10 protein-coding genes and 2 tRNA genes are annotated in these 12,758 nt (G+C 70.1%); 8 read left to right on the top strand and 4 right to left on the bottom strand.

Going from position 1 to position 12,758, the window contains the following annotated elements:
• The first annotated feature begins 271 nt into the window (after positions 1–271).
• Complete coding sequence (locus AC069R_RS00150; protein ID WP_397985955.1) at positions 272–466, top strand: hypothetical protein; 195 nt, start codon at positions 272–274, stop codon at positions 464–466.
• 18 nt (positions 467–484) lie between these two features.
• Here AC069R_RS00150 and AC069R_RS00145 read toward each other — a convergent pair whose 3' ends face one another.
• The 3 genes from AC069R_RS00145 to AC069R_RS00135 all read right to left on the bottom strand — a co-directional run bounded on the left by AC069R_RS00145 (position 485) and on the right by AC069R_RS00135 (position 1,743).
• Positions 485–1,159, bottom strand: a complete 675-nt coding sequence (locus tag AC069R_RS00145) for a TetR-like C-terminal domain-containing protein (RefSeq protein ID WP_478763163.1) — start codon at positions 1,157–1,159, stop codon at positions 485–487.
• Complete coding sequence (locus tag AC069R_RS00140) at positions 1,156–1,542, bottom strand: VOC family protein (protein WP_478763162.1); 387 nt, start codon at positions 1,540–1,542, stop codon at positions 1,156–1,158. Before AC069R_RS00140 ends, AC069R_RS00145 begins: the two co-directional genes overlap by 4 nt.
• Positions 1,543–1,669: 127 nt before the next feature.
• Positions 1,670–1,743: transfer RNA gene (locus tag AC069R_RS00135), tRNA-Gly, on the bottom strand.
• A gap of 161 nt (positions 1,744–1,904) precedes the next feature.
• Between AC069R_RS00135 and AC069R_RS00130 the strand changes: the two genes are divergently transcribed.
• The 5 genes from AC069R_RS00130 (at position 1,905) to clpX (ending at position 6,917) form a co-directional block, all read left to right on the top strand.
• Positions 1,905–1,981: transfer RNA gene (locus AC069R_RS00130), tRNA-Pro, on the top strand.
• Between the two features lie 210 nt (positions 1,982–2,191).
• Positions 2,192–3,562 (top strand): trigger factor, encoded by a 1,371-nt coding sequence (tig, locus tag AC069R_RS00125; protein ID WP_478763160.1) that lies wholly within the window; start codon positions 2,192–2,194, stop codon positions 3,560–3,562.
• 557 nt (positions 3,563–4,119) lie between these two features.
• Entirely contained in the window at positions 4,120–4,725 is a 606-nt protein-coding gene (locus AC069R_RS00120) for an ATP-dependent Clp protease proteolytic subunit (protein WP_397987296.1), read from the top strand.
• A 70-nt stretch (positions 4,726–4,795) separates the two neighbouring features.
• The gene (locus AC069R_RS00115) at positions 4,796–5,461 is read left to right on the top strand and encodes an ATP-dependent Clp protease proteolytic subunit (RefSeq protein WP_397985959.1); all 666 of its coding nucleotides are present in this window, start codon (positions 4,796–4,798) and stop codon (positions 5,459–5,461) included.
• A gap of 169 nt (positions 5,462–5,630) precedes the next feature.
• On the top strand, positions 5,631–6,917 hold the full coding sequence (gene clpX, locus AC069R_RS00110; protein ID WP_093477665.1) for an ATP-dependent Clp protease ATP-binding subunit ClpX: 1,287 nt from the start codon (positions 5,631–5,633) through the stop codon (positions 6,915–6,917).
• Positions 6,918–7,033: 116 nt separating this feature from the next.
• Here clpX and AC069R_RS00105 read toward each other — a convergent pair whose 3' ends face one another.
• Positions 7,034–8,071 (bottom strand): hypothetical protein, encoded by a 1,038-nt coding sequence (locus tag AC069R_RS00105; RefSeq protein WP_478763158.1) that lies wholly within the window; start codon positions 8,069–8,071, stop codon positions 7,034–7,036.
• 137 nt (positions 8,072–8,208) lie between these two features.
• Here AC069R_RS00105 and AC069R_RS00100 point away from each other — a divergent pair, with 137 nt between their 5' ends.
• Together AC069R_RS00100 and folC are read left to right on the top strand one after the other, a co-directional pair.
• Positions 8,209–10,833, top strand: coding sequence for a valine--tRNA ligase (locus AC069R_RS00100; protein ID WP_478763156.1), 2,625 nt, complete (start codon positions 8,209–8,211; stop codon positions 10,831–10,833).
• Positions 10,834–11,235: 402 nt separating this feature from the next.
• Positions 11,236–12,750: a bifunctional tetrahydrofolate synthase/dihydrofolate synthase gene (gene folC / locus AC069R_RS00095; RefSeq protein WP_478763154.1), complete on the top strand. Its 1,515-nt coding sequence runs from the start codon at positions 11,236–11,238 to the stop codon at positions 12,748–12,750.
• Positions 12,751–12,758: the final 8 nt, after the last annotated feature.

Raw genomic sequence — 12,758 nt, 5'->3', positions numbered from 1 at the left:
CGCCTGTGGGCTGCCATACGGGTGACATCAATTCGAATTACCTGCACACGAGATGTGTGGACATGGAAACGAACCGGCCCGATTTCGGCCGGAGTACCGTGCGGGCGTCCTTCGAATTGCAGTGCGGTGCGTCGCCCGCGCCGGGACGGCCGGTACGACATCCCGTCAGCGGCCGCATGGAGCAGGCCCGTTGGTGGCACGATGGTTCTGGCGGGGGTGCGGGCCGTATCCCCGGGCCGGGAGCGGGACCGACCGAGGGTTGTGATCAGTTGTGGCCATTTCGCTGTCCGTAGTGGTGCTGTTGGCGGTCATCCTGGTGGTGCTCATCAGGGGGAAGAGCCTCAAGACCGGACCGGCCCTCGTGGCCGTCCTCTTCGGCTTCTTCCTGGCCTCCAGCGGTATGGCGCCGTCCATCCAGCGGTTCCTGAACTCGATAGCGGACTCGATCTCCTCGATCAAGTTCTGACCGGCCGCCACTCGTGGATCAGGCCGGCCGCCGCTCGTGGGCCCCGGCCGGCCGCCGCTCGTGGAACCGGTGCCGCTGCTCGGCCGGCTGCCGGCTGATGGACACGAGGCGGTCGAAGTCCACGGCCACCCCGCGCAGCAGCAGGTCCACCAGCGCGCGCGCCGCCGGCGCGTCGACGGGGGCCACGCCGAACAGCTCCCGCCGGTACACCACCGAGGCGAGCAGATCCACGAACAGCTCGGGGTCCACGTCCGGCCGCAGATCGCCGCGGTCGAGGGCCCGCCGCACCGCGACCGCGGCGGCCGCCCGGCCGGGCCGTACGAGGCTGTGCAGCAGGTACTCGTGCAGCTCGGGGTCGGCGGAGCAGTCGGCGAGCAGCGGCGCGAGCACCCCGGCCGGCAGCCGCTCGTGCAGCACCTCGGCGAGCAGCCGCACGCTCTGGTGCAGATCGCAGCGCGTGCAGCCGTTGTCCGGGGCGGGCGGTACGACGAGGACCGAGGCGAGCGCGTCGATCACCAGGCGCTGCCGCTGGGGCCGGCGGCGGATGGCGGCCTTGCTGGTGCCCGCGACGGCCGCCACCTTCTCCAGCGCGAGCCCCCCGTAGCCGTCCCCGCGCAGCAGCCGTACGGTCGCCGCCAGCACCGCCGCGTCGATCGCCGGGTCCCTGGGGCGCCCGCCGGCCGCGGGGCTCATCCGGCGGCGTCCTTGGGGTACCAGCGCAGCTCCACGGTGTTTCCCTCGGGATCGCGCACATAGATCGACTCGGCGGAACCCCGCGCGCCCCACCGCGGCACGGGCCCCTCGATCACGTCGAAGGTGCCGGAGTCGACGACCTCCTGCCAGTCCAGCGGGTCCACCACCAGGCAGATGTGGTCGACGTTGGACTCGCCGCGGGGCCGCTCGCACAGATCGATGACGGTGGTGGGGCTGACCCGCACCGACGGAAACGACACCTCTCCGGCCCGCCACTCCTCGACCCGCTCCCCGGCGAGCCCCGACACCCCGGTGTAGAACGCCAGCGCCCGCTCGACGTCCGAGACGTTGAGCACCAGATGATCGAAGTCCCTGACCCGCATGATCTCTCCCAGGCATCGAAGCGGTGCTTGCTGTGAGCGGGGGAGGGGGGCTGCGTCGGCCGACTGACGACAAAGGCCCAGGTTGGACGGGGTAAATTTACCCCCTCTGACCTGGGCCTTCGCCGGATGGAGCGGGCGACGGGAATCGAACCCGCGTAGCTAGTTTGGAAGACTAGGGCTCTACCATTGAGCTACGCCCGCAGCGCTGCGCCGCAGGTCCGGGGACCGCGGCACTCAGGCATCGTAGCGGGTCGTCCGCCGCTTGGGCCAACACGTTCCGTCCGCGGACACCACGCGCCCCGCCTCGGAGAATGCGGCCGACGCGGACCGCCCGGCCATGTACCCTACGTGTCGCACACAAACGGGGTGTGGCGCAGCTTGGTAGCGCGTCCGCTTTGGGAGCGGAAGGCCGTGGGTTCAAATCCCGCCACCCCGACCACCGATCGGCCCTTTGGCCGACTTCTGGCCGCGTCCGCCGGCGGCGCCGCGAAGATCGCCTTTTGGGGCGCCGAACGCCTGCGGTTACTATGCAAGCTGCACGCCCGTGTGCCCCGGCCCTCACGGCCTACGTACTTCTCCGGGCGGCGAATCCGCCGGACCTGTCTGGCTCCGGCAGAACCCAAGCAGTCAGCCACAAGGAGACCGAACCGTGAAGAGCGCCGTGGAGACCCTGAACCCGACCCGGGTTCGGCTCACTGTCGAGGTGCCCTTCGAGGAGCTCAAGGACAGCCTCGACGCGGCGTACAGCAAGATCAACCAGCAGGTCACGGTGAAGGGCTTCCGCAAGGGCAAGATCCCTGCCCGCGTCATCGACCAGCGGTTCGGCCGCGGTGCGGTCCTGGAGGAGGCGGTCAACGACGCGCTTCCGAAGTTCTACACCGAGGCGGTCAACGAGGCCGAGCTGAGCCCGCTGGGCCAGCCCGAGGTCGACATCACCGAGCTGAAGGACGGCGAGACGCTGAACTTCACCGCCGAGGTCGACGTCCGCCCGGCCCTGGAGATCCCGGACTACTCCGGCATCGAGGTCGAGGTCGACGCCATCGAGGTCACCGACGAGGACGTCGAGAAGTCGGTCGAGCAGCTGCGCGAGCGCTTCGCCTCCACCTCCCCGGTGGAGCGCGCCGCCGAGGACGGCGACGTCGTCACCATCGACCTGGAGGCCAAGGTCGACGGCGAGGTGCTGGAGGACGGCATCGCCAGCGGCGTCTCGTACACCATCGGCTCCGGTGAGCTGCTGGACGGCATCGACGACGCCGTCAAGGGCCTGTCCGCCGGCGAGGAGAGCACCTTCACCTCCGAGCTGAAGGGCGGCTCCGCCGCGGGCAAGGAGGCCGAGGTCACCGTCAAGGTCACCCAGGTCGCCAAGCGTGAACTGCCGGAGCTGGACGACGACTTCGCGCAGCTCGCCTCCGAGTTCGACACCCTGGACGAGCTCAAGGCGGACAGCCGCAAGCGCCTCGCGAACATGAAGGAGTTCGACCAGGCCACGCAGGCCCAGGAGCGCGTCCTGGAGAAGCTCCTGGAGCTGGTCGAGGTCCCGGTCCCCGAGAAGCTGCTCGAGGACGAGGTCAACACCCGCAAGCACAACCTTGAGCACCACCAGCTCGGCCAGATGGGCCTGACCCTCGACAAGTACCTGGAGATCCAGGGCAAGACCGCCGAGGAGTTCGAGACCGAGACCCGTGAGGCCGCGGTCAAGGGCATCAAGACCCAGTTCGTCCTGGACGAGCTGGTCAAGAAGGAGCAGCTGAACGTCAACCAGGAGGAGCTCACCGAGCACCTCATGCGGCGTGCGGCCTCCTCCGGCATGTCCCCCGACCAGTTCGCCCAGGCCGTCGTCGAGGGCGGTCAGGTGCCGCTCCTGGTCGGCGAGGTCGCCCGCGGCAAGGCCCTGGCCGTCGTGGTCGAGGCCGCCACGGTGAAGGACACCAACGGCGAGATCGTGGACCTCGGCGACGACGAGGACGAGGCGACCGAGGCCCCCGAGGCCGAGGCCACCGAGGAGCCCACCGAGGCCTGAGCCGCCTCACGGCACCTCTGAAGCTCGCACGACGGGCCTCCGGGACTTCCCGGAGGCCCGTCGTCGTACCCCCCCCGGCCAAGCCACTACAAGGGCACCTCGTCATCCCGGCGAGACCGCCGCCCCCAAAGGCACCTCGTCACTCCGGCGGGATCAGCCAACCCCAGGGCCGCCTCGTCATCCCGGCGAGACCAGCCGGCCCGAAGGGGCGCGGGGAACTGCGCGACAAGCCACATACGGCCCGCACCCCGACGACCACCCTCACCCGCCCCCGATCCGCACCCGGCACCTCCTGATCCGCACTCGGCCCCCCCCGATCCGCACTCGGCCCCCCCGATCCGCACCCGGCGCCTCCCGATCCGCACCCGCCCCCACCCGCGGAGCGCTACGCCCCCGGCGAACAGCCGCTACTCCGGGATTCCCCGAAGGTGCCCGAGCGTTAGGGTCCATGAGTACGGGGGCAGGGGAGTCTCCTGAAACTCCCGAACCCCCGGCAGGACGACGTGAGACGGCCCGGCGCCGTCGTGAGACGAGCAGGTGGATACGTGACGAATCTGATGCCCTCCGCCGCCGGCGAGCCCTCCATCGGTGGCGGCCTCGGCGACCAGGTCTACAACCGGCTGCTCGGCGAGCGGATCATCTTCCTCGGCCAGCAGGTCGACGACGACATCGCCAACAAGATCACCGCTCAGCTGCTGCTCCTCGCCGCTGACCCGGACAAGGACATCTACCTCTACATCAACAGCCCCGGTGGCTCGGTGACGGCCGGCATGGCGATCTACGACACCATGCAGTACATCCCGAACGACGTGGTCACCATCGCGATGGGCATGGCGGCCTCCATGGGCCAGTTCCTGCTCACCGGCGGCGCCGCGGGCAAGCGCTTCGCGCTGCCGCACGCGGACATCATGATGCACCAGGGCTCCGCGGGCCTCGGCGGTTCGGTCACGGACATCAAGATCCAGGCCGAGTACCTGCTGCGCACCAAGCGCCGCATGGCCGAGCTGACCGCGCTGCACTCCGGCCAGACCTTCGAGACGATCACCCGCGACGCCGACCGCGACCGCTGGTTCACCCCGGAAGAGGCCAAGGAGTACGGTCTCATTGACGAGATCATCACGAACGCCTCGGGTGTTCCGGGAGGCGGCGGCACCGGTGCCTGACCGGCCCGGCCACGCCACGCACCGCCACTACTCACGCCCCCCAGAACGCCACCAGGACGGTGAACATCCCATGAGCAACTTCCCCGGCGCGGCCAGCGGCCTGTACGAAGGGCCCCGGCCCGACGCCCGCTACGTGATCCCGCGCTTCGTCGAGCGCACCTCCCAGGGCGTCCGCGAGTACGACCCGTACGCGAAGCTCTTCGAGGAGCGCGTGATCTTCCTGGGCGTCCAGATCGACGACGCCTCCGCCAACGACGTCATGGCGCAGCTGCTGTGCCTGGAGTCGATGGACCCGGACCGGGACATCTCGATCTACATCAACAGCCCCGGCGGCGACATGACCGCCCTGACGGCGATCTACGACACGATGCAGTTCGTGAAGCCCGACATCCAGACGGTGTGCATGGGCCAGGCGGCCTCCGCCGCGGCCGTGCTGCTCGCCGCCGGCACTCCGGGCAAGCGCATGGCGCTGCCGAACTCCCGCGTGCTGATCCACCAGCCGGCCGGCTCCACCGGCCGCGGCCAGCTCTCCGACCTGGAGATCATCGCCAAGGAGTTCACCCGGATGCGCGAGCAGCTGGAGAACATGCTGGCCAAGCACTCGAACCAGCCGCTGGAGAAGATCCGCGAGGACATCGAGCGCGACAAGATCCTCACGGCCGAGGAGGCGCTGGAGTACGGCCTCGTCGACCAGATCATCTCCACCCGCAAGCTGAACAACGCCGAGGTCCGCTGACGCGGAGCGGCGCGCTCTCACGCCCCCCGCGGCAGGGCTCACGGCAAGTGAACCCTGCCAAGGGGGGCCCGAACATCGGGCCCGGCAAGGTACCGTCGGACATAAGGCAGCACCAGGAGCCGCTGGAACGCAGTGTCCAGGCGGCTCCCAGGCGAAGGGGAAGCACACCGTGGCACGCATCGGTGACGGCGGCGATCTGCTCAAGTGCTCGTTCTGCGGCAAGAGCCAGAAGCAGGTCAAGAAGCTCATCGCAGGGCCCGGTGTGTACATCTGCGACGAGTGCATCGATCTCTGCAACGAGATCATCGAGGAGGAGCTCGCCGAGACCAGCGAGGTGCGCTGGGAGGAGCTGCCCAAGCCCCGCGAGATCTACGAGTTCCTTGAGGGCTACGTGGTCGGCCAGGAGGCCGCCAAGAAGGCCCTGTCCGTCGCGGTGTACAACCACTACAAGCGGGTCCAGGCGGGTGAGAACGGCGGCGGGAGCGGCCGTGACGACGCCATCGAGCTGGCGAAGTCCAACATCCTGCTGCTGGGCCCCACGGGCTCCGGCAAGACCCTCCTCGCCCAGACCCTGGCCCGCATGCTGAACGTGCCGTTCGCCATCGCCGACGCGACCGCGCTGACCGAGGCGGGCTATGTCGGCGAGGACGTGGAGAACATCCTCCTCAAGCTCATCCAGGCCGCCGACTACGACGTCAAGAAGGCCGAGACGGGCATCATCTACATCGACGAGATCGACAAGGTGGCCCGCAAGAGCGAGAACCCGTCGATCACCCGCGATGTCAGCGGCGAGGGCGTGCAGCAGGCCCTGCTGAAGATCCTGGAGGGCACCACCGCCTCGGTCCCGCCGCAGGGCGGCCGCAAGCATCCGCACCAGGAGTTCATCCAGATCGACACGACGAACGTGCTGTTCATCGTGGGCGGCGCCTTCGCCGGTCTGGAGAAGATCATCGAGGCGCGCGCGGGCGCCAAGGGCATCGGCTTCGGCGCCACCATCCTCTCCAAGCGCGAGCTGGAGGCCAAGGACGTCTTCGAGGACGTCATGCCGGAGGACCTGGTCAAGTTCGGCATGATCCCCGAGTTCATCGGCCGGCTGCCGGTGATCACCTCGGTGCACAACCTGGACCGCGAGGCCCTGCTGAAGATCCTCGTCGAGCCGCGCAACGCGCTGGTCAAGCAGTACCAGCGCCTCTTCGAACTCGACGGCGTGGAGCTGGACTTCGAGCGCGAGGCCCTGGAGGCCATCGCCGACCAGGCCATCCTCCGCCAGACCGGCGCCCGCGGCCTGCGCGCCATCATGGAGGAAGTCCTCCAGGGCGTGATGTACGAGGTCCCGTCCCGCAAGGACGTCGCCCGCGTCGTCATCACCGCCGACGTGGTCCTCTCGAACGTCAACCCGACCCTGATCCCGCGCGACGCCCGCGGCCGGGGCTCGGGCGAGCAGAAGACGGCGTAACCAGCCGCCCGTACGACGCCGAAGGGGCCCCGGTCACCGGACCGGGGCCCCTTTCACGCGCCTTGGGGGTGTTCGGCAGGCCGACAATAAGGCAACAGGCTTGTATGCCCGAGCGGTTACGCCTTGACCCGCACGTCGTTGCGCAGCTTCGCCGTCAGGTCCGCCGTGTCGTCCAGGGAGCCGGCCTGGCCCGAGGCGAGGGAGGCCACGCTGTAGTTCGTCACGAGCGCGACGGTGCTGTGGTCGCCCCAGATGCACACCGGCATCTTGAAGCTCTTGGGCATGCCGGCGTCCGAGGACGAGGAGTCGGTGCTGTCGATCTGCGCCATCTGGCACTTCATGACGCCGTTGGAGAACCCGGCCGGATGGACGGTCTCCGGGCTGCCGATCAGCTTGCCCGTGACGTCGGAGTCGCTCTGGTCCTTCGACGCCTCCGACTTGGCCTTGGCGAACATCGCGTCCACCACGCTCTCGGGGTCGTCGATGGCGCCGTACACCCCGCTGAGGGACAGGCCCTTCTTCGTCAGCCCGGTCCCGGACTCGTAACCGGCGCTGACCTCGGTGGGGTTCTTGACGCCCCACTTCTGGAAGTCCGCCTTGTCGGAGTCGTCGAACCCGCCCGAGGTCCCGTCCGAGCCGTCCTGCTTGGTGTACGTCCCGTTGATCACCGAGCTCGGGGTGATCAGCTTGTGCGGTCCGTCGTCCGCGACGCTGCCGCTGCCGCCACCGAGCAGGACGGCCGCGCCCGCCACGATCGCCGCCACGACCACGACCGAGCCGATGATCAGAGCGGCCTTCTTCTTGCCGCCGCCCGGCTGGGGCGGCTGCGGCATGCCGCCGTACGGCTGCTGCTGACCGTAAGGAGCCTGGCCGTAGGGCTGCTGGCCGTACGGGTTCTGCTGCGGGGGTGTCCCCGGCTGCTGGGGGTAGCCGTAGCCCGGCTGCGGCGGGGCCTGCTGCGGGTAGCCGTAACCGGGCTGCGGCGGCGCCTGGGGCGGGGCCTGCGGCGGCTGACCGTACGGGCCGGCCGGGGGCTGCTGGCCGTACGGACCGGGCTGCGGCGGCTGCCCGTACGGGCCGGGCTGCCCCGGCGGGCCGTAGGGGCCCGGCTGCTGGGGTGGCTGGCCGTACGGGCCCGGCTGGTTGGTGCTCATCTCTGGGATCCCCCTAGGACGCTTATATGTCCCTGACATCCTGAACCAGCCCGCGAGGGCGCAGGGCACCGGGGGCCGCACCGTTACAGAACAAACGCGTTTCGGGACCCGCCCGTGACCCCTCTAAACTGACCCCCGTGACCGAGAACGCTCAGCAGCAGCCACCCGCGCCCGACACCGAACTGCCGACCCAGTACGCGCCGGCCGATGTAGAGGGGCCGCTGTACGAGCGCTGGGTAGAGCGGGGCTACTTCGAGGCGGACGCGACGAGCGACAAGCCGCCGTACACCGTCGTCATCCCGCCGCCCAACGTCACCGGCTCCCTCCACCTGGGCCACGCCTTCGAGCACACCCTCATCGACGCCCTGACCCGCCGCAAGCGCATGCAGGGCTACGAGACCCTGTGGCAGCCCGGCATGGACCACGCCGGCATCGCCACCCAGAACGTGGTCGAGCGCGAGCTCGCCAAGGAGGGCAAGTCCCGCCACGACCTGGGCCGCGAGGCGTTCGTCGAGCGCGTCTGGAAGTGGAAGGGCGAGTCCGGCGGCCAGATCTCCGGCCAGATGCGCCGCCTCGGCGACGGCGTCGCCTGGTCCCGCGAGCGCTTCACCATGGACGAGGGCCTCTCCCAGGCCGTCCAGACCATCTTCAAGCGGCTCTACGACGACGAGCTGATCTACCGCGCCGAGCGCATCATCAACTGGTGCCCGCGCTGTCTGACGGCCATCTCGGACATCGAGGTGGAGTACCAGGACGACGACGGCGAGCTGGTCTCCATGCGGTATGGCGACGGGGACGACTCGATCGTCGTCGCCACCACCCGCGCCGAGACGATGCTCGGCGACACCGCCGTCGCCGTCCACCCCGAGGACGAGCGCTACCGGCACCTCGTCGGCAAGCTCATCAAGCTCCCGCTGACCGACCGCTCCATCCCGGTCGTCGCCGACGCCCATGTGGACCCCGAGTTCGGCACCGGCGCCGTCAAGGTGACCCCGGCGCACGACCCGAACGACTTCGAGATCGGCCAGCGCCACGACCTGCCGTCCATCACCGTGATGGACGAACACGCCGTGATCACCGTCCACGGCCCCTTCCAGGGCATGGACCGCCTGGAGGCCCGCTCCGCCATCGTCGCCGCGCTGCGCGCCGAGGGCCGGATCGTCGCCGAGAAGCGGCCGTACGTCCACTCGGTCGGCCACTGCTCGCGCTGCAAGACCACCATCGAGCCGCGCCTGTCCATGCAGTGGTGGGTCAAGGTCGGCCCGCTCGCCAAGGCCGCGGGTGACGCGGTCCGCGAGGGCAAGGTCAAGATCCACCCGCAGGAGATGGAGAAGCGGTACTTCGACTGGGTCGACAACCTCCACGACTGGTGCATCTCGCGGCAGTTGTGGTGGGGCCACCGGATCCCGGTGTGGTACGGCCCCGAGGGCGAGGTCGTCTGCGTCGGCCCCGGCGAGCAGCCGCCCGCCGGCGAGGGCTGGCACCAGGACACCGACGTCCTCGACACCTGGTTCTCCTCCGGCCTGTGGCCCTTCTCCACCCTGGGCTGGCCGGAGCGGACCGAGTCGCTCGCGAAGTTCTACCCGAACTCCGTCCTGGTCACCGGCTACGACATCCTCTTCTTCTGGGTCGCCCGGATGATGATGTTCGGCCTGTACGCGATGGACGGCACCCCGCCGTTCCACACCATCGCCCTGCACGGCATGGTCCGCGACCAGTTCGGCAAGAAGATGTCGAAGTCCTTCGGCAACGCGGTCAACCCGCTGGACTGGATGGACAAGTACGGCAGCGACGCCCTGCGCTTCACGCTGGCCCGCGGCGCCAACCCCGGCGTCGACGTGCCGATCGGCGAGGACTGGGTCCAGGGCTCGCGCAACTTCGCCAACAAGATCTGGAACGCGACGCGCTTCGCGCTGATGAACGGCGCGACGGTCGAGGGCCCGCTGCCGGACGCCTCGAAGCTCTCGGCGACGGACCGCTGGATCCTCTCCCGGCTCAACTCGGTCGTGGCCGAAGTCGACGCGCTGTACGAGGACTTCCAGTTCGCCAAGCTGTCGGACGCCCTGTTCCACTTCGCGTGGGACGAGGTCTTCGACTGGTACGTCGAGCTGTCCAAGACCGTTTTCCAGGCGGGCGGCGAGCCGGCCGAGGTCTCCAAGCGGGTCCTGGGCGAGGTCCTGGACGTCACCCTGAAGCTGCTGCACCCGGTGGTCCCGTTCGTCACGGAGACGCTGTGGACGACGCTGACCGGCGGCGAGTCCATCGTCATCGCCGAGTGGCCGGCCGACAGCGGGTTCCGCGACGCGGCCGCCGAACAGGAGATCTCCGCGCTCCAGTCGGTGATCACCGAGGTCCGCCGCTTCCGCGCCGACCAGGGCCTCCAGCCGGGCCAGCGGGTCCCGGCCCGGCTCACCCTGGACGGCACGTCGCTCGCCCCGCACGAGGCGGCCATCCGCCAGCTGCTGCGCCTCCAGCCGGAGGGCGACTCCTTCACGGCGACGGCCACCCTGCCGATCGCCGGCGCCGAGGTCGCCCTCGACCTCTCCGGCACCATCGACGTGGCCGCCGAGCGCAAGCGCCTGGCGAAGGACCTGGCCGCCGCGCAGAAGGAACGCCAGCAGGCCGAGGCCAAGCTGGGCAACGAGGCCTTCCTGGCGAAGGCCCCGGACCACGTCGTGGAAAAGATCCGCACCCGCCTCACCAAGGCCGGCGAGGACATCTCCCGCATCGAAAACCAACTGGCGAAGCTGCCGCAGGCGTAACGGCCCGTACGGCCCCGAGGGCCCCGGCACCGACAAGGTGCCGGGGCCCTCGGGCGTCTTCGGGGCGGGAAGCCGTTGGAAGCGTGAACCGGTGACTTGGAAGCCGCTGGAAGCGTGAGGCGTTTCGCGTTGCCGATCGCTTTGGTGCCGGCGAGGCGTCGGGATGCGTGCCCTCTCCGGGGCCGCGAGGCCGCTGGCAGCGTGAACCGGTTCACGTGGCCGACAGCGCCGAATGCCGACCAGGCGCCAGGGCCATCGCCGAGCGAGGGCGCGGGGCGGTACTGGTGTGCGGCTCCGCCGCGGCGGCGTGACAAGCCCCGACGCGCCCGCACTCGTACGCGCCGTTCAGCCACCCCCGAACCGCCGCCGCGCGCCCCCGTGCCGCTCCGTAGACTGATACCCGTGAGCGACCTCCCGCACGAGAACGACCGGCCCGACCCCCTCGACTCCTTCGAGGAGATCATCGAGGCCGAGACCGACCGCGACCCCGACCTCGCCGTCATCGAGGCCGGCAGCCGTACCCTCCGTACCCAGGGCGGCGCGCCGCAGGCCGACGTGCCCGCGCGGCCCGAGGACCCGGAGGTCGACAAGGCGCTGCGCGAGGTCGAGGCGGAGCTGGCGACCCGCTGGGGCGAGACCAAGCTGGAGCCCTCGGTCAGCAGGATCTCCGCGCTGATGGACGTCCTGGGCGACCCCCAGCGCTCGTACCCCTCGATCCACATCACGGGCACCAACGGCAAGACCTCCACCGCCCGCATGATCGAGTGCCTGCTCGGCGCCTTCGAACTGCGCACCGGCCGCTACACCAGCCCCCACGTGCAGTCCGTCACCGAGCGGATCAGCCTGGACGGCGCCCCGGTCTCCGCCGAGCGCTTCATCGAGACCTACCAGGACATCAAGCCGTACATCGAGATGGTGGACGCCGCCCAGGAGTACCGGCTGTCCTTCTTCGAGGTCCTCACCGGCATGGCCTACGCCGCCTTCGCGGACGCGCCGGTCGACGTGGCCGTCGTGGAGGTCGGCATGGGCGGCTCCTGGGACGCCACCAACGTGATCGACGGCGACGTCGCCGTCGTCACCCCGATCGGCCTGGACCACACCGACCGCCTCGGCGGCACCACCGGGGAGATCGCCGGCGAGAAGGCCGGCATCATCAAGCAGGGCGCCACCGTCATCCTGGCCCAGCAGCCCGTGGACGCCGCCCAGGTGCTGCTGAAGAAGGCCGTGGAGGTCGACGCCACCGTGGCCCGCGAGGGCCTGGAGTTCGGCGTCATGGGCCGCCAGGTCGCCGTCGGCGGGCAGATGCTCACCCTGCGCGGCCTCGGCGGCGAATACCCCGAGGTCTACCTCCCGCTGCACGGCGCCCACCAGGCGCACAACGCGGCCGTGGCGCTCGCCGCCGTGGAGGCGTTCTTCGGCGTCGGCGCCCAGCGCGCCGAACCGCTGGACATCGACACCGTCCGCAAGGCGTTCGCCGCCGTCTCCTCGCCGGGCCGCCTGGAGGTCGTACGGCGGTCTCCCACCGTCGTCCTGGACGCCGCGCACAACCCGGCCGGCGCCGAGGCCACCGCGGAGGCGGTGCGCGAGGCGTTCGACTTCACGCGGCTGATCGGCGTGGTCGGCGCGAGCGGCGACAAGAACGTGCGCGGGCTGCTGGAGGCCTTCGAACCGATCTTCGCCGAGGTCGTCGTCACCCAGAACTCCAGCCACCGCGCCATGGACGCGGACGAACTGGCCGCCATCGCCGTCGAGGTCTTCGGCGACGAGCGGGTCCAGGTCGAACCGCGGCTGCCCGACGCCCTGGAGGCCGCGATCACGCTGGCCGAGGAAGAGGGCGAGTTCGCGGGCGGCGGGGTGCTGGTCACCGGTTCCGTCATCACGGTCGGCGAGGCCCGGCTGCTGCTGGGCAAGGGCTGAGGAGTCCG

It is taken from the genome of Streptomyces sp. NPDC043952 (assembly GCF_056435325.1).
The sequence above is the reverse complement of the archived record's forward strand: the minus strand, read 5'-3'. Positions and strand labels throughout refer to the sequence as shown.